At 70.4% G+C, this 16,558-nt stretch carries 14 protein-coding genes; 4 read left to right on the top strand and 10 right to left on the bottom strand.

Features of this window, described 5'->3' with window-relative positions:
* Nucleotides 1–2 precede the first annotated feature (2 nt).
* From ACQGNW_RS14505 to ACQGNW_RS14475, 7 genes are all read right to left on the bottom strand, one after another.
* The gene (locus ACQGNW_RS14505; RefSeq protein ID WP_426663931.1) at nucleotides 3–1,052 is read right to left on the bottom strand and encodes a tellurite resistance/C4-dicarboxylate transporter family protein; all 1,050 of its coding nucleotides are present in this window, start codon (nucleotides 1,050–1,052) and stop codon (nucleotides 3–5) included.
* A gap of 27 nt (nucleotides 1,053–1,079) precedes the next feature.
* Complete coding sequence (locus ACQGNW_RS14500; RefSeq protein WP_426663930.1) at nucleotides 1,080–1,907, bottom strand: prephenate dehydrogenase/arogenate dehydrogenase family protein; 828 nt, start codon at nucleotides 1,905–1,907, stop codon at nucleotides 1,080–1,082.
* The gene (locus tag ACQGNW_RS14495) at nucleotides 1,904–3,409 is read right to left on the bottom strand and encodes a UbiD family decarboxylase (protein WP_426663929.1); all 1,506 of its coding nucleotides are present in this window, start codon (nucleotides 3,407–3,409) and stop codon (nucleotides 1,904–1,906) included. The genes ACQGNW_RS14500 and ACQGNW_RS14495 overlap by 4 nt, the downstream gene beginning before the upstream one ends.
* Nucleotides 3,410–3,473: 64 nt before the next feature.
* The gene (locus ACQGNW_RS14490; RefSeq protein ID WP_426663927.1) at nucleotides 3,474–4,583 is read right to left on the bottom strand and encodes a PLP-dependent cysteine synthase family protein; all 1,110 of its coding nucleotides are present in this window, start codon (nucleotides 4,581–4,583) and stop codon (nucleotides 3,474–3,476) included.
* Nucleotides 4,584–4,658: 75 nt separating this feature from the next.
* Complete coding sequence (azu, locus tag ACQGNW_RS14485; RefSeq protein WP_426663926.1) at nucleotides 4,659–5,105, bottom strand: azurin; 447 nt, start codon at nucleotides 5,103–5,105, stop codon at nucleotides 4,659–4,661.
* Nucleotides 5,106–5,234: 129 nt separating this feature from the next.
* The gene (locus ACQGNW_RS14480; protein WP_426663925.1) at nucleotides 5,235–6,404 is read right to left on the bottom strand and encodes an acetate/propionate family kinase; all 1,170 of its coding nucleotides are present in this window, start codon (nucleotides 6,402–6,404) and stop codon (nucleotides 5,235–5,237) included.
* Nucleotides 6,401–7,348, bottom strand: a complete 948-nt coding sequence (locus ACQGNW_RS14475) for a bifunctional enoyl-CoA hydratase/phosphate acetyltransferase (protein ID WP_426663924.1) — start codon at nucleotides 7,346–7,348, stop codon at nucleotides 6,401–6,403. Before ACQGNW_RS14475 ends, ACQGNW_RS14480 begins: the two co-directional genes overlap by 4 nt.
* A gap of 214 nt (nucleotides 7,349–7,562) precedes the next feature.
* Here ACQGNW_RS14475 and ACQGNW_RS14470 point away from each other — a divergent pair, with 214 nt between their 5' ends.
* The gene (locus tag ACQGNW_RS14470; RefSeq protein WP_426663923.1) at nucleotides 7,563–9,959 is read left to right on the top strand and encodes a phosphoketolase family protein; all 2,397 of its coding nucleotides are present in this window, start codon (nucleotides 7,563–7,565) and stop codon (nucleotides 9,957–9,959) included.
* A 145-nt stretch (nucleotides 9,960–10,104) separates the two neighbouring features.
* Nucleotides 10,105–10,827, top strand: coding sequence for a Crp/Fnr family transcriptional regulator (locus ACQGNW_RS14465; protein ID WP_426663922.1), 723 nt, complete (start codon nucleotides 10,105–10,107; stop codon nucleotides 10,825–10,827).
* Between the two features lie 6 nt (nucleotides 10,828–10,833).
* On the opposite strand, the gene ACQGNW_RS14460 is transcribed toward ACQGNW_RS14465, so the two are convergent.
* Nucleotides 10,834–12,885: a PAS domain S-box protein gene (locus tag ACQGNW_RS14460; RefSeq protein WP_426663921.1), complete on the bottom strand. Its 2,052-nt coding sequence runs from the start codon at nucleotides 12,883–12,885 to the stop codon at nucleotides 10,834–10,836.
* The gene (locus tag ACQGNW_RS14455) at nucleotides 12,886–13,581 is read right to left on the bottom strand and encodes a winged helix-turn-helix domain-containing protein (RefSeq protein WP_426664776.1); all 696 of its coding nucleotides are present in this window, start codon (nucleotides 13,579–13,581) and stop codon (nucleotides 12,886–12,888) included.
* Between the two features lie 421 nt (nucleotides 13,582–14,002).
* Between ACQGNW_RS14455 and ACQGNW_RS14450 the strand changes: the two genes are divergently transcribed.
* Complete coding sequence (locus ACQGNW_RS14450) at nucleotides 14,003–15,550, top strand: cytochrome ubiquinol oxidase subunit I (protein ID WP_426663920.1); 1,548 nt, start codon at nucleotides 14,003–14,005, stop codon at nucleotides 15,548–15,550.
* 28 nt (nucleotides 15,551–15,578) lie between these two features.
* Nucleotides 15,579–15,704, top strand: a complete 126-nt coding sequence (cydX, locus tag ACQGNW_RS14445) for a cytochrome bd-I oxidase subunit CydX (RefSeq protein ID WP_426663919.1) — start codon at nucleotides 15,579–15,581, stop codon at nucleotides 15,702–15,704.
* Nucleotides 15,705–15,776: 72 nt separating this feature from the next.
* Here cydX and ACQGNW_RS14440 read toward each other — a convergent pair whose 3' ends face one another.
* On the bottom strand, nucleotides 15,777–16,427 hold the full coding sequence (locus ACQGNW_RS14440) for a BON domain-containing protein (RefSeq protein WP_426663918.1): 651 nt from the start codon (nucleotides 16,425–16,427) through the stop codon (nucleotides 15,777–15,779).
* Between the last annotated feature and the right edge of the window lie 131 nt (nucleotides 16,428–16,558).

The raw sequence follows: 16,558 nt of genomic DNA, 5'->3' as shown, positions 1-16,558 counted from the left end.
TGCTACGCCGTCGCCCGCCAGTGCCGCGGCAGCGCGCGCAGCTGGCCGACGAACAGCAGCAGCCACGCGAGCAGCCCCACGGCGAACATCGCGTGCGGCAACAGGCCGAGGAAGCCCAGGTCCATCGCCTGCATCATGCGCAGCGTGCTGGTGGCGTACATGCCCAGCGGGAACACCGCACCCCAGTACATCGGGTCGTAGGCGAACGGGAAGTGGCGCACCCCGTGGCGCCATACCGCCAGCACCGCCAGCATCGGTATCCACCAGGTGCCGGTGGCCCAGTACAGCACGGTGAAGCCCTTGATGAAGGGCAGCATGGAAAGCAGGTAGGGCGCGTGCGGCGTGTTGATGATGAGCAGCGAGCCGGCCAGGGTGGAGATCGCCATGGCGCCCATGTTGATCCAGTACGGCGGCGACAGGTCCGCCGGCGAGAAGGCGAAGAAGGTGTAGCGGTAGAAGATCAGCGACATCATCCAGATGTAGAGCATGCCGCCCCACAGCCACATCGACAGCGCGAAGAAGTTGAGCTCCAGCCGCAGCGGTTGCGCCACGTCGGGCGCGAGGAGCGCGGCCAGCACGCTCATCGACTGGGTAGCCACCACGGCGAGCAGCCAGCCGCCGTTGATGCCCTGGTCGAGCGTGGGCTTGCGCGCCTTCACCGTGAGCACGGCGAAGATGGTGTAGGTGGAGCCGACCCACGCGGCGAGGCCGACGCCGCCCAGCAGGGCCGCCAGGCGCAGGTTGTGGCCGATCAGCAGGCTCTGGCAACCCAGGATCGAGCAGGCCGCCACGAACGTGAAGAAGCCCGGCGCCTGCGAATGGTCGAACAGGTCGCGCAGCACGCGCCGCGGATGCCACCACACCCGCAGCAGCGCCAGCGCGCCGATGACGGCGAACAGCAGCCAGTTCAGCGCGAACAGGGCGGTGGGCAGGAACGGCACCGCCAGCAGGTGTGCGGCCAGCGACAGGATGCCGGTGGCCATCACCATGCTGAAGTAGCCCGGCGACATGGTTTCCAGCGAGGCGCGCGCGTGGCGCAACAGGGCGGTCATGCGTGGCTCCGTGGATGGCTGGACGGGTCAGCCGGAGGTGTCGCGGGGCGAGGCAGGGTCGCCAGCTTGGCGCGGCCGCGGTGAAACCGGCGTGGCGGCCGCGTCCGGCGGCGGTATCGGCATCGCCTCGTCGCTGGCGCGCAGGCGGCGCTGGATCCGCTGCAGGTGCTGCAGCAACTCCTCGCGCGCGGCATCGGCGTAGGGATTCTCGCGCTGGATCGCGGCGAACAGGTGGCCGGCGTCGCCGCGCACCGCGGCGAGCATGTTGGCGAGGCCCAGGAAGGACGGCGGTGCCATCGACAGGTCGTCGCCGACGCCCATCTCCACCAGTGCGCGGGCGATGAAGAAGGCCAGCGCGTGGGTCTTCGCCATCGCGCGGTCGTGCGTGGCCGCATCCTGCGCGATCACCGCGCTGCCCAGCGATTCGAACAGCACCCGCGTCCGTTCGGCGGCTTCCGGGTGGCGCGCGCTGGCGCACAGCACGGTGCGCAGCGGCTCGCCGCGGGCGAGGCTGAGCGGGCCGAACAGCGGATGGGTGCCGGCGTGCGGTACCGCGTCGCCGAGGTGCCGGTCCAGCATCGCGCAGGGAAGCTCCTTCACGCTGCCCACGTCGATCACGGTGTGCCGCGCGTCGAGCAGCGGGCGCAGCCCGCGCAGCGCCGCCTCCATGTGCGGCACCGGCATCGCCAGCACCACCCAGTCGGCACCGGCGAGCGCGGCGGCCGGCGTGGCGCAGGCGAGCGCGGCAGGCACCTCGGCCTGCGGATCGTGGATGCGCACGGCGTGGCCGGCGCGTTGCAGCAGCTCGGCGAAGGCGCGGCCGAAACGGCCATGGCCGAACAGGGCGAAGATCATCGAGGATTCCGGCGGTCGGGCGGGGAGTCTGCCGCCGATTCTCGCAGCGAACGCCACAGCGCATCCATGCGCGCCTCCACCGCGCTGTCCGGCGCGATCGGTATGCCCCATTCGCGGCTGGTTTCGCCCGGCCACTTGTTGGTGGCATCGATGCCGAGCTTGGAGCCCAGCCCCGCGACCGGGCTGGCGAAGTCGAGGTAGTCAATCGGCGTGTTCTCCACCAGCATCGTGTCGCGTGCGGGATCGACGCGGGTGGCGATGGCCCAGATCACCTGCTTCCAGTCGCGTGCGTCGATCTCGGCATCCACCACGATCACGAACTTGGTGTAGGTGAACTGGCGCAGGTAGGACCACACGCCCATCATCACGCGTCGCGCATGGCCGGCGTACTGCTTGCGGATCGCCACCACCGCGACGCGGTAGGAGCAGGCCTCCGGCGGCAGGTGGAAGTCGGTGATCTCGGGGAACCCCTTCTGCAGGATCGGCACGAACACCTCGTTCAGCGCCATCGCCAGCACCGAGGGCTCGTCGAACGGCGCGCGACCCATGTAGCTGCCCTGGTAGATCGCATCCTTGCGCAGGCGCATGCGCTCCACGGTGAGCACGGGGAAGCGGTCCCGCGCGTTGTAGTAGCCGGTGTGGTCGCCGAACGGGCCTTCCAGCGCGGTGTCGCCGGGATGGATGAAGCCTTCCAGCAGGATCTCGGCGCCGGCCGGCGCGTCCAGCCCGGTCAGCTCGCTGCGCCACAGCCGCGTGCGTTCGCCGCGCAGCAGGCCTGCGAATTCGTATTCGCTGAGCGTGTCGGGCACCGGTGCCACCGCGGCGAGCAGGGTGGCGGGGTCCGCGCCGATCGCCACCAGTACCGGAAACGGCTGGTGCGGGCGATCGATGCGCCAGTCGGCGTAGTCCAGCGCGCCGCCGCGGTGCGGCAGCCAGCGCATGATGACGCGGTTCGGACCGATCAGCTGCTGGCGGTAGATCGCCACGTTCTGCCGGCGCTTGCCGGTGCCGCGGGTGATCACCAGGCCCAGCGTGACCAGCCGGCCCGCATCGCCGGGCCAGCAGTGCTGGATCGGCAGCCGCGCGAGGTCGATGTCGTCGCCTTCCACGGTGTCGTGCAGGAACGCGGCGTCGTCCACATAGCGCGGCGCCACGTGGGCGAGCTGCGCCAGCTCGGGCCAGCTGGCCAGCGCCTGGCGCAGGCTGGCCGGCCAGCGCGGCTCCTTGACCGCAGCCAGCAACTGGCCCAGCTCGCGCAGGCTCGCCAGCGGCCGCCCGGCCAGCGCCAGCTCGATGCGGCGGCGGTGGCCGAACAGGTTGCCGAGGAAGGCGTGGCCGGATCCGACCGGTCGCTCCATCAGCAGCGCGGGGCCGCCCTCGCGCAGGGCGCGATGGCACAGTGCCGTGGTTTCCAGACGGGGATCGACCGGCGCCCGCACGCGCAGCAGCTGCTGCCGGCGTTCGAGCTGGTCGAGGAAGGAACGCAGGTCGTGGTGGCTCATGGCGCAAGGCTCGCCGTGCACAGGCTGGCGCGCCATGATCCCGGTCAGTCGCCGAGCTGTCCGCTCAGTCGCGCGGCGGTTCCCAGCAGCCGCGCGCGAGGCATCGCTGCATCGCCTCGCGCGAAGGGGCAAGGTCGATGCGGCGGGCGGCCAGCCACGCCGGATCGAACAGCGTCTCCGCATAGCGCACGCCCGGGTCGCACAGCAGGCTCACGATGCTGCCGCGCTCGCCGCGCGTACGCATGGCCGAAGCCAGCTGCAGGCAGGCCACCAGGTTGGTGCCGGAGGAGCCGCCGTAGCGGCGGCCGAGCAGGTCGTCGAGCAGCCAGGCGGCGGCGATCGAGGCGGCATCGGGCACCTCGATCACGTGGTCGACCACGTCGAACAGGAAGCCCGGTTCCACGCGCGGTCGGCCGATGCCCTCGATCAGCGTGGGCCGGCGCGCCACGGCCTCGCGGTCATGCGTGTGCCAGCCCTCGGCGAAGCCGCAGCCGGCGGGTTCGGCCACGCACAGGCGGGTGTCGAGGCGCCGGTAGCGCAGGTAGCGGCCGATGGTGGCCGAGGTGCCGCCGGTACCCGCGCCGCACACGATCCACGTCGGCACCGGCTGCGGCTCGTGCGCCATCTGGCGCAGGATCGATTCGGCGATATTGTTGTTGCCGCGCCAGTCGGTGGCGCGCTCGGCGAGGCCGAACTGGTCAAGATGGCAGGCACCGCGCGCGGCGTGTTCGGCGGCACGCGCATGCACCTGGCCCGGATCGTCGACCAGGTCGCAGCGGCCGCCCAGTGCCTGCACGTCGCGGATCTTGCGCGGCGCGGTGCAGGCCGGCATCACCGCGGTGAAGGAGATGCCCAGCAGGCGCGCGAACCAGGCCTCGGAGATCGCGGTGCTGCCCGAGGAGGCGTCGACCACGGCCTGGCCCTGGCGCAGGCGGCCGTTGCAGAGTGCGTAGAGGTAGAGCGAGCGGGCGAGGCGGTGCTTGAGGCTGCCGCTGGGGTGCACCGACTCGTCCTTGAAGTAGAAGTCGATGCCGTCGAAGCCGGCGAAATTGAGCTTGAGCAGGTGGGTGTCGGCCGAGCGCGCGGTTTCCTGCGCCAGCATGTCCAGCGCGCCGTGCACCCAGCGGCGCTCGGTGTCGCATGGTGGGAAAATCGCCGGCGAGGCGCTGTCCATGGTGGCTCCGGCAAGGCCCCGGCCGGCGCGCGTGCGCCGGGCGGGGCGTTCGGGTGGCGGTCGCGGGAGACCGGCCTACTTGCCCAGGCTCAGCGTGCCCTTCATCAGCGCGGCATGGCCGGGGAACGTACAGAAGTAGGCGTACTGCTCGCCAGCCTTGAGCTTGGCCACGTTGATCGTTGCGGTATCGGACTGACCGCCGCCGATCAGCTTGGTGTGGGCGATGATGCGCGGGTCGCCGGGCTTCTCGTAGCTGTTGGCGGCGCCGGCCTGCGCGCCGTCGGCGAGCACGCCGGACTTGTCGGAGTCGCGCGCCAGCACCCAGTTGTGGCCCATCGCGGTCACCGGCAGCTTGCCGGTGTGCTTGAGCGTGACCTTGAAGGTCTTGCAGGTCTTGGGCACGGTGATGGACTTGACGTTGTACTGCATCGCGTCGTTCGCTTCGACGGTGGTGCTGCATTCGGCCGCCATCAGCGGGCTGCAGGCGAGACCGAACAGGGCGAGGGCTATCAGCTTGCGCATGGGTGTTGCTCCTGGTGAAAGAGGGGGCTGGACGGATTCTGCGCTGCCCGCACCGGGGCAGCCCTGATTTGCGTCAGGCCCGGCCACCGGGCATCGGGACGGTTTGTCGCAGGCCCGTGCGGGCCACCGTCAGCAGAGCAGCAACCGCCGCGCCGCACGCGCGATCACGACCTCCTCGTCCGTCGGGATCACGAACACGCGGACGGAAGCGTGTTCCCCGTCGATGCGGCGCGCATGGCGGAGGTTGGCCTCGTGGTCGAGGGAGACGCCGAGCCATCCCAGCCGGTCGCAGATGCGCCGGCGCATGGCCGACGCGTGTTCGCCGATGCCGCCGGTGAACACCAGCGCCTCCAGGCCGTCGAGCTGGGTGCCCAGCGCCGCGATGGCGCTGGCGGCGCGCCCGGCGAACATGTCGAGCGCCTCGCCTGCACGCGGGTCGGCGCTGGCTTCCAGCGTGCGCACGTCGTCGCTGATGCCGGACACGCCCAGCAGGCCGGAGCGGTTCCCCAGCAGGTCCGCCAGCTCGTGCGTGCCCATCTCGTGCTCCTGCAGCAGGTAGAGCAGCACGCCGGGGTCGATGGCGCCGCAGCGCGTGCCCATCATCAGCCCGTCGAACGGAGTGAGGCCCATGCTGGTCGCGACGCTGCGCAGGCCGCGCATGGCGCACACGCTGGCGCCGTGGCCGAGGTGCGCCGCCACCACCTTGTCGTGCGCGGCGGCGCCGGCGACCGCCGGCAGCGCGCTGGCGATGTATTCGTACGAGAGGCCGTGGAAGCCGGCGCGCACGATGCCGGATTCGCTCAGCGCGCGCGGCAGCGCGAACCACTGCGACAGCTTCGGCTGGGTGCGATGGAAGGCGGTGTCGAAGCAGGCGATCTGCGGCATGCCGGGCAGCAGCGTGCCCAGGCTGCGGATCACGGCGATCGCCGCCGGCTGGTGCGCGGGCGCCAGCGGCACCAGCGCCTCCAGTTCGGCCAGCACGGCTTCGTCGATGCGTACCGGGCGGTCGAGCCGTGCGCCGCCGTGTACCACGCGATGGCCGATCGCGACGATGCGCAGGCGCGGGCAGCGCAGGTGCATGACGTCGAGCAGCCAGTGCACGGCGGTCTGGACGTCCATGGCATCGGGCATCGCGGGCGCATCCAGGCGGGCGCCGCCGGCCATCTCGAAGCTTGCGTGCGCGTCGCGGCCGATGTCCGCCACGCCGCATCGCAGGACGGGGTCGAGCGAGCTGGCGTCGAACGCCGCCAGCTTGATGCTGGACGAGCCGATGTTCAGCGCGAGGACGACCTCCCTCATCGAGCCGCGCGCCCGGCATCGGACACGGACAACCGCGCCAGCGCGCAGGAAACCGCGCGCGAACGAGCCGTGTCGGAACGGCTCGTCAGCGCGATCGGCACGCGCGCGCCCAGCACGATTCCCGCGGAAACCGCGCCCGCCAGGTAGACCATCTGCTTGGCGAGCATGTTGCCGGTCATCAGGTCGGGCACCACCAGGATGTCGGCGTGCCCGGCGACCGGCGAGCGGATGTCCTTGATCGCGGCGGCCGCGATGGACACCGCGTTGTCGAACGCCAGCGGTCCTTCGAGCACCGCGCCGACGATCTGCCCGCGATCCCGCATCTTGCACAGCGCCGCGGCGTCGACGGTGGAGCCGATGCGCGGGTTCACCGTTTCCGTCGCCGACAGGATGGCCACCAGCGGCAGCGCCACCCCCGCGGCATGCGCGAGGTCGATCGCGTTCTGCACGATGTCGCGCTTGTCCTCGAGGGTCGGCGCGATGTTGATGGCGCCATCGGTGAGGAACAGCAGCTTCGGGTAGCTCGGCACGTCCAGCGCGAAGACGTGGCTGATGCGGCGCTCGGTACGCAGGCCGCGCTCGCGGTCGACCACTTCGGCCATCAGCTCGTCGGTGTGCAGCGCCCCCTTCAGGAGAGCCGCCACCGTGCCGGCGCGCACCAGTGCCACGGCGCGTGCGGCGGCCGCGTGGCTGTGCGGCACGTCCTCGACCAGGCAGTCGCCCAGGTCGAGCGACGCTTCTTCCGCGGCGCGCAGGATCTTTGCCCGCGGCCCGACCAGGACGGGGCGGATGAGGCCGCTCCGCGCGGACTCCAGCGCGCCGCGCAGCGACAGCGCATCGCAGGGATGCACCACGGCGGTCGGCATCGGCCCGAGTGCCGCGGCCGCCTCCAGCAGCGGATCGAATGGCGAGCGGTGGATCTCGTTGCTGGCATCGGCGGGCAAGGGCGGCTTCCTCGTTCGGGCTGCGACCAGCCTGCGGCTTCCGGCTGCGCCGGTTTTGATCGAGATCAACGGGAGGAAAAACGGCAGGTGCTGAGATCGGTCCGACCGGATGGACGGGGAGCAGGCACGGACATCCCGGAGACCGCGCAGCCGCAGCCGGGCCGGCGGCGGTGCGGCGGGTCGCCCCTTCAACCTTGTCGATGCGAGTCGCCCAATGAAAACCGCAGTCCGTCGCGGCCTGACCGATCCACAGCTGCTGCAGGGCATCGATGCCTGGTGGCGCGCGGCAAATTACCTCTCGGTGGGCCAGATCTACCTGCGCGCCAACCCGCTGCTGCGCGAGCCGCTGCAACTGGAGCACGTCAAGCACACGCTGGTGGGCCACTGGGGCACGACGCCCGGGCAGAACTTCATCTACGCGCACCTGAACCGGGCGATCCGGCAGCACGGGCTCGACATGATCTACCTCTCCGGCCCGGGGCACGGCGGGCCGGCGGTGGTCGCCAACGCCTATCTGGAAGGCACGTACAGCGAGCTCTATCCGGAGGTCGGCCAGGACGAGGCCGGCCTGCAGCGGCTGTTCAAGCAGTTCTCGTTTCCGGGCGGCATCGCCAGCCACGCGTCGCCCGAATGCCCGGGCTCGATCCACGAGGGCGGCGAGCTCGGCTATTCATTGAGCCATGCCTTCGGCGCGGTGTTCGACAACCCGGAGCTGATCGCGGCCTGCGTGATCGGCGACGGCGAAGCCGAGACCGGTCCGTTGGCCACGGCGTGGCACGGCAACAAGTTCCTCAACCCGGCCAGCGATGGCGCGGTGCTGCCGATCCTGCACCTCAACGGCTACAAGATCGCCAACCCCACGGTGCTGGCGCGGATTCCGCGTCGCGAGCTGTCGCAGTTCCTGCGTGGCTGCGGCTGGAAGCCGTACTACGTGCGCGGCCACCAGCCTTCCTCGATGCACCGCCAGATGGCCGCGGCGCTCGACGCGGTTGTCGCCGACATCGGGCGGATACGCCACGACGCGCGCGAGGGGCGCGCCCGCGCGCGACCGGCATGGCCCGTGATCGTGCTGGAGTCGCCGAAGGGCTGGACCGGCCCCAGGATCGTCGACGGCAAGCCCATAGAGGGCACCTTCCGCGCGCACCAGGTGCCGCTGCAGGTGTCCGCCGCCGAACCCCGGCATCTCCCGCTGCTGGAAGCGTGGCTGCGCAGCTACCGGCCGGAGGAGCTGTTCGACGGACGCGGCCGCCTGCGCGCCGAGTGGCGCCTGCTCGCCCCGGAGGGGTTGCGGCGCATGAGCGCCAACCCGCATGCCAACGGCGGCTTGCTGCTGCGCGACCTGCGCATGCCGGATTTCCGCGCCCATGCGGCGCCCGTGGCCGAGCCGGGCGCGCCCGGCGTCGGCGACACCCGCGTGCTGGGCCCGTTCCTGCGCGAGGTGGTCCGGGCCAACCGGGACCAGCGCAACTTCCGCATCTTCGGCCCCGACGAGACGGTCTCGAACGGCCTGGCGGCGGCGTTCGAGGCCACCAGCCGCCAATGGGAGGCCGCGACCCTGCCGACCGACGAGTTCCTGGCCCGCGAGGGGCGGGTGCTGGAGATGCTGAGCGAGCATCAGTGCCAGGGCTGGCTGGAGGGCTACCTGCTGGCCGGGCGCCACGGCGTGTTCAACTGCTACGAGGCGTTCGTCCACATCGTGGATTCGATGTTCAACCAGCACGCCAAGTGGCTGAAGATGAGCGCGCAGATCCCCTGGCGGCGCCCGATCGCCTCGCTCAACTACCTGCTCGCCTCGCACGTCTGGCGGCAGGACCACAACGGCTTCACCCACCAGGACCCCGGCTTCATCGACCACGTGGTCAACAAGAAGGCCGGCATCGTGCGCGTCTACCTGCCGCCCGACGCCAATTGCCTGCTGTCGGTGATGGACCACTGCCTGCGCAGCCGCCACTACGTGAACGTGGTGGTCGCCGGCAAGCATCCCGCGCCGCAATGGCTGGACATGGAGGCGGCGGTCGAGCACTGCAGCCGCGGCATCGGCATCTGGCCGTGGGCCAGCAACGACCAGGACGGCGAACCGGACGCGGTGATGGCCTGCGCGGGCGACGTGCCCACGCTGGAAACGCTGGCCGCGGTGGCCATCCTCCGCCGCCATCTTCCCGATCTCAGGCTGCGCGTCGTCAACGTGGTGGACCTGATGAAACTGGAGTCGCCGGGCATGCATCCCCATGGCCTCGGCGACGATGATTTCGACCGGCTGTTCACCACGGACAAGCCGGTGGTGTTCGCGTACCACGGCTATCCCGCGCTGATCCATCGCCTGACCTACCGGCGCCGCAACCACGACAACCTGCACGTGCACGGCTACAAGGAAGAGGGGACGATCACCACGCCCTTCGACATGGCGGTGCTGAACGGGCTGGACCGCTACCACCTGGCGATCGACGTGATCGAGCGGCTGCCCGGACTCGCCTCGCGGGCCGCCTACCTCAGGCAGCGGCTGCTGGACAAGCTGGTCGAACATCGTCGCTACATCTGCGAGCACGGGGTGGACATGCCGGAGGTGCGCGAGTGGACCTGGATGTCCCCGGGGGCCGGCATGCTGCGCTGAGGGCCGTCCGCTTGACCTGCGTCAAGCCGGCGCGCCGCGACGGCGCCGCTGTTACGCACTGTTACGGAACGTTGCGGCTCCGACATGCTGGTGTGGCGGTGGCGTCCTAGCGTTGCAACGACGCCACCACCATCGGGAGTACGACATGGACACCGCGTTCGCACCATTCGCGCTGGAAGAGCCGCGTCCGCAACAGTTCCAGGGCGAGACGCTGTCCGGGCTGGACATCGAGCAGCTGCAGAAGCACATGGTCGTGACGCGCCGGAAGGTGCGGGCTGGCCAGTACCTGTACCGCAACGGCCAACCGTTCCGCGCGTTGCATTTCGTGCATGCGGGGTTCCTGAAGACCTGCGAGCTGTCCGAGGACGGGCGCGAACAGGTGACGGGGTTCCGGATGCGCGGCGACCTGCTCGGCGTCGAATCCATCGGCCTCGCGGTGCACACCTGCGATGCCGTCGCGCTGGACGATGCCGAGGTGTGGGAGCTTCCCTATCCGCCGGTGCTCGATGCCCTGCGCCATATCCCCGAACTGCAGATGCGGCTGGCGACCGCGCTGGCCGAGGAGATCCGGCGCGACCGCGTCTGGATGCTGGCCATCGGCACCTTGCCGGCCGAGCAGCGCGTGGCTGCCTTCCTGCTGGACATCGCCGCCCGCCTGGCGCGCCTCGGCTTCAGCGCCCGCCACTTCATCCTGCGGATGGGGCGTGCGGACATCGCCAGTTTCCTCGCGCTCAAGCACGAGACCGTGAGCCGGGCGCTGTCGCACCTGGAGCGGCTGCACTACATCTCGGTGCTTCGCCGCGAAGTGAAGCTGCTGGATGTCGCGAAGCTGCGCGCCTGCGTCGGCACGCCCTGCACGAGCCCGTGAGCGGGTTCAGCCGGTCTCCAGCACCCGCCGTACCGCATCCATCAGCTGCTCCCGCTTGTAGGGCTTGCGCAGCAGTTTGAAGGGGGCGGTCGGGCCGCCCACGCCGGTGTGTTTGCCCTGATAGCCGGAAGTGAGGAGCACCGCGAGCCCCGGCCTGACGCGGCGAGCCTCGTGCGCAAGCTCCACGCCATTCATGCCGCTGCCCAGCACCAGGTCGGAAAAAAGCAGGTCCACCGCCGAATCCCCGGCGAGCAGGTCCAGCGCATCCTGCGCGCATCCCACGGCGACGACCTCGTAGCCATTCGCGCCGAGGAAGCGGGCCGCCACGGTGCGGACGTCGACCTCGTCCTCGACGACCAGGATGGTCCGTTGCCGTCCGGGACTGGCGCGATGGGTCTTTTCCGTCTCGGCCGCCCGGGCGGTCGATGCGTGTGCGATCGGCAGCAGGAAATCCACGCTGGTACCGTAACCGGGCCGGCTGTCGATCGACATGCCGCCACCGGACTGGGTCACGAAGCCGTACACCATGCTGAGGCCGAGGCCGCTGCCCTTGCCGGTGCCCTTGGTGGTGAAGAAGGGTTCGAGCGCGTGCGCCAGCACGTCCGGCGTCATCCCGGTGCCGGTGTCGTTGACGCCGAATGCCACGTAGCGGCCCGGCGGGAGCTTCCACCGGTTGGTCGCATCCTGGATCGCGATCTCGCATGCGGCGATGCGCAGCAGGCCGCCGCGCGGCATGGCGTCCCGCGCATTCAGCGCGAGATTGACCAGCGCCGTATCCAGCTCGTTGGCGTCCGCGTATACGTCCGGCACGTCGCCGCCGCACTCGACCTCGACCGTGATGGCCTCGCCCAGCGTGCGCCTGAGCATGTGCCCGAGTTCCTCCAGCAGCGGCTTGGGCACCACCGGGCGGGGTTGCAGCGGCTGCTTGCGCGCGAACGTCAGCAGCCTCCGGGTCAGGTCGGCTCCCCGGTCCACCGCGCGCAAGGCGCTGCCGATGATTTCCGACAGCTCCGGGTTCTCGGGCAGCCTGGATTCGAGCAGCTGGAGGTTGCCCGAAATCACCGTCAACAGATTGTTGAAGTCGTGCGCGACGCCGCCGGTGAGCTGGCCGATCGCGTCGAGCCGCTGCACGTGCGCCAGCTGTTCCTCGCTGCGGCTGCGCTGCACGGCTGCCGTCAGCAGGTTGGCGACCGACTGCAGGAAGCCGAGCCTGTCGCGGTCGAAACCGGCCTCCGTCGTGGCCAGCGCCACCAGGACGCCCAGCGACTCGTAGCCGTAGCGTCCGAACAGCGGGACGATCGCGACATCGGGGAAGCCGGCCTTGGCCAGCCCGGCGAGAATCCCGGCAAAGCCCCCTTCGTGCAGCATGTGGGTAGTGACGGCGTGGCGGCTCCCGGTTCCGAACGCGCTGCGGACGATGTCGGCCTGGCTGAAAACGGTCGCGATCGTCTTCGCGGCGTCCGCGTGCAGCCCCGTGGCGGCGCGGACATGAAGGTCGCTGCCGTGCCATTCGGTGGAGAGGATGGCGACGGCCTGCACCTCCAGGGCCGTCGCGACGAGCTCGGGAATCCGGCGGATCGCGAGCTCGTAGTCCGGCGATTCCAGCGCGAGCCGGCCGATCTGCGCGAGGAAGTTGTCGCGCCGCGAGCGCGCGAGCGCCTGCCGCACCCTGCGGGTCTCGGAGATGTCGCGCACCGAGGCGATCGCGATGTCGCCGACCTCGGTGGCGATCGGGCTCAGGCCGATCTCGACCGGGAACGATTTGCCGTCGCGCCTCACGCCCATCAGCTCGTAGCCGATTCCCATCGGGCGCACGCGCGGGTTGGTCATGAAATTGCGGCGGTGCGTGCGATGGGCGTTGCGCAGGGGCTCCGGCAGCAGCGATTCGAGGGGCAGCCCGAGCAGGGTCTCGTCTTCGTAGCCGAACATGCGCTCGGCCTGCTCGTTGGAAAGCACGATGGCGCCGTCCTGGTTCACGGCGATCATCGCGTCGGGGGAGATGTCGAACCAGGTGCGCAGCATGGCGAGGCTGGTGGAAGCGGGCAACGGCGTGTCCATCTACCGCTCCCTCTGCACGCGGGCAGTGAAGATGTAGCCGACGCCCCGCACCGACTTGATCAGTTCGGGGTTCGCCGCATCGGGCTCGATCTTGCGGCGCAGCCGCGCAATCTGCACGTCGATGGCCCGATCGAACGGGCCGGCGTCGCGGCCGTGTATGTGCTCCATCAGGTCGTCGCGCGACAGCACCCGATTCGGGTGTTCGACCAGCACGTGCAGCAGCTCGTATTCACCGGTGGTCAGCGGGATCGCCTCGCCGCGGGCGTTGCGCAGCGCGCGCCCCAGCGGGTCGAGGGAGTAGTCGGCGAAATGGAACGCCGCCTCGCCGGAATTGCCGGTGGTCGCGTTGGCCGGCAGGCTGCGGCGCAGCACGCTGCGCACGCGCGCAAGCAGTTCCCGCAATTCGAACGGCTTGGTGACGTAGTCGTCGGCGCCCAGCTCCAGGCCGACCACGCGATCCACCGACTCGCCGCGCCCGGTGATGATGATGAGCGCGCCGTCCCAGTCCGTGCGCAGCACGCGGGTCAGTTCGAGGCCGTCTTCGCCCGGCAGGCCGAGGTCCAGCAGCACCAGGTCGACGGATTCGCGCGCCAGCACGCTGCGCATGCCGGCGCCGTTGGCGACGATGCTGACCTTGAAGCCGTGGCCGGTGAAATAGCGGTGCAGCAGTTCCTGCACACCGGTATCGTCATCCACGACCAGCAAGTGTGCGGGATCCGGCATGGCGTTCGAGCACTATGCGGGGGTGGTTGCCTGATCTTATATCAAGCCGGATGCCGCGGCAGCACGACCATGGTCCGGACCGGACATGCGGCGCAGCTGACCGGCGTCAGGGCATTCCGCCGCTCGCCTTCGGCGATCCCGGAACCTCCGCCGCCCCGGCGCGGGGCCGGGGCGGCGGTTGCAGGCGTCCGGCGGCGAGGCGCCGGGCGATGCCGGCGGTCCGGCGGGGTTGATTTCAGTCAATACGCGACACGGGCCGTGCGCCGTAAGTTGGCGTCGCGCGGCGCGACGTATGCGCGCCAGCCATCGGGTGCGGCGGGCTCCGGCGCGCAGCGGAACCGGGGCGCCTTGGCGAAACGGGCGCAAGCGTGGCCACGGGGCGAAGGAGGCCATCATGATCGATCTCTCCTCATTCCATGCCTCGGCATCGTGGCCGCACATCGTCGCCTTCTACTGCGCGACCCTGTTGCCGCTGGTCGCCGGCCTGCCGCCCGTCATCGCGATTGCCGAAAGCGTCCACGTGATGACCGGGCGGGAGATATGGAGGGGGATCGCCCGCTTCTGGGGCAAGCTGTTCGGCATCGCGCTGCTGATGTGGGCGATCGGCGCGATGGTGCTGATCGTCCTGTACGCCGTGGACCCCGGCAGGTTCGGCAGGTATTTCCAGGGCATCCCGGGGGTGGCGCCGATCCTGCTCCTCACGCCGGTCGTCCTCGCCGGCGGGCTATATCTCTGGCGCCTGTTCAGCGACTGGCGGAACCTGGGCCGGCTGCCGCATCTGCTGGTCACCTGGCTCTGGATGCCGCTGTCGGCGCTGGCGGTACTGAAGATCGCGCTGGGGTACGGCCTGATGGACAACCCGGCCGGCGCCTTCCTCGATCCCGCCAGCATGCGGGTGCGGATCGGCGACGTGCCGTCGGCGCTGCTCAATCCCGCCGCGCAGGCCTGGTTCCTGCACCTCATCGGCTCCTGCTATCTCACGGCGGCGACGCTGGTGCTCTCGGTGTCGGCGTGGTACCTGCTGCGCGGACGCAACGTGCAGATCGCGCGCCGCTCGATGACCGTGGCCGCCGCCTTCGGCCTGGCGGCGGCGCTGTCGCTTGCCGTGCTGGGCGACCACGAGGGTTACGCCGGCTCGCCGGGCCAGCAGATGCGGATCGCCGCGATCGCGGCCGAATGGCACACGCAGCCGGCGCCGGCGTCGCTCGCGATCGTCGGGCTGCCCGACCAGGGACGGCGCGCGACGCGGTTCGCGCTGCGCATCCCGTGGGCGCTGGGACTGGGCGCGACGCACTCGTGGCGCAAGCCGGTCGCGGGGCTGGACGATCTGGAGGCGGCGAACGCGTCGCGCATCCGGCGCGGCCTCACGGAATTCATGGCGCTGGACGCCAGGGACGCTTTTCCGCAGGGGGATGGACCCTATGCCGGTTCGGCCGCAGCCAATCCGGACCTGGGGTACGGGTTGCTGACCTTGCGCCACGTGCGGGCTCCGACGCAGCGGAGTGGTGACGCGACAGCCGCCGCGGCCCGCGACACGATCCCCAATGTGCCGCTGCTGTTCTGGGCCTTCCGCGGCATGGCGTTGCTGGGTGCCTGCGGCATCCTCCTGTTCGCCTGCGCATTCTGGCTGGCGTCGCGACGCCGGTTCGAGCGGCGCGGGTTCCTGCGCATCGCGGTCTGGAGCCTGCCGTTGCCGTGGGTGGCCGGCGCGCTGGGCTGGCTGGTGGGCGAAGCGGGCCGCGGCCCGTGGTTGGTCGACGGGCTGCTGCCGGTCACCGCGACCAGGGCGACGGAATCGGAAACGATCGTCGCCGCGATCGCCTGCACGGCGATCGCCGGCCTCTTCGCGACCGGCGCGGCGCTGGTGGTGCGCCTGGTCCGCCGTGGCCCGGACGGGCTGAGGATCTGGCCGGCGGACTCCAATCCGGCGAAAAAATACTGATCCCGCCCCAGCGGGATGGAGAACGACGATGTGGTATTTCGCATGGTTCCTCGGCACGGGTCTCGCCTGCGCCTTCGGCATCCTGAACGCGATGTGGTTCGAGCTGCATGCGGACGACGAGCGCGACTGGGCGGCAGTCGCCAACGACGACTGAGGAACGCCTGCCCCGGGGCCGGGCGCGCGGTGCGGCATTCCGGCGGCGGGGTACCGCGCGCCGGAAGGCGCCTCAGTTGAAGATCAGGTTGTCCTCGATGACGCGGACGCCCGGAGCCGCCCAGACAGCACGCTCCACGGCCTGCATCTCGCTCCAGTTGTCGACGTGTCCGTCGAGGCGGACCGTGCCGTCGGCCCGCACGTCCACGTGCACGGCGCCGGCCTCGATCTCCGCGTGCCGCTTCAGCGCCTCCTGGATGCGCCGCTTCAGGTCGCTTGCCTGCACTTCGGTGGTGAGCCGGATGTCGTTCGTGACGCCGGTGACGCCGCCGAGCTTGCGGATCTCGTTCTCGGCGGCGCGGCGCTGGTAGTTCCAGCTCACGTTGCCGGACAGGGTGACCCATCCGCCGGACACCTGGACGCGAATGCCGGCGCTGGGAATCGTGGTGTTCCACGCGAGGATGCTCAGCGCCCGTTGCGCGATCTCGTCGTCGTTGCGCTTCTTGTCGCCCGACAGGCGCACCTCGATTTCCTGGGCGATGCCGCGGACGCCCTTGACCCGCCACGCCGCGCGTTCCGCTGCCGTCTTCTGGGCGTAGTCGGAGACATGGCCGCTCAGGGTGACGACGCCGTTCTCCGCCGCCACGCCGATATCGGCGGCGTCGATGCTCGGTTCGTATTCCAGTTCGTCGATGACGAGCTGGCGCAGTTCTTTGTCGCTCATGGGTGTTCTCCGTGAGGGGGGAAACCATTCCACAACAGGCGCCGGCCGCGGGGTTGATCCGCGTCAACAACCATCGAGGCGGCGCTCCGGCCGCGCCGGGCGAAATCGGCGGACGCCGCGCACAGGCGCGC

This window comes from Rhodanobacter aciditrophus, from assembly GCF_050026795.1.
Taxonomy (GTDB): Bacteria; Pseudomonadota; Gammaproteobacteria; order Xanthomonadales; family Rhodanobacteraceae; genus Rhodanobacter_A.
The sequence above is the reverse complement of the archived record's forward strand: the minus strand, read 5'-3'. Positions and strand labels throughout refer to the sequence as shown.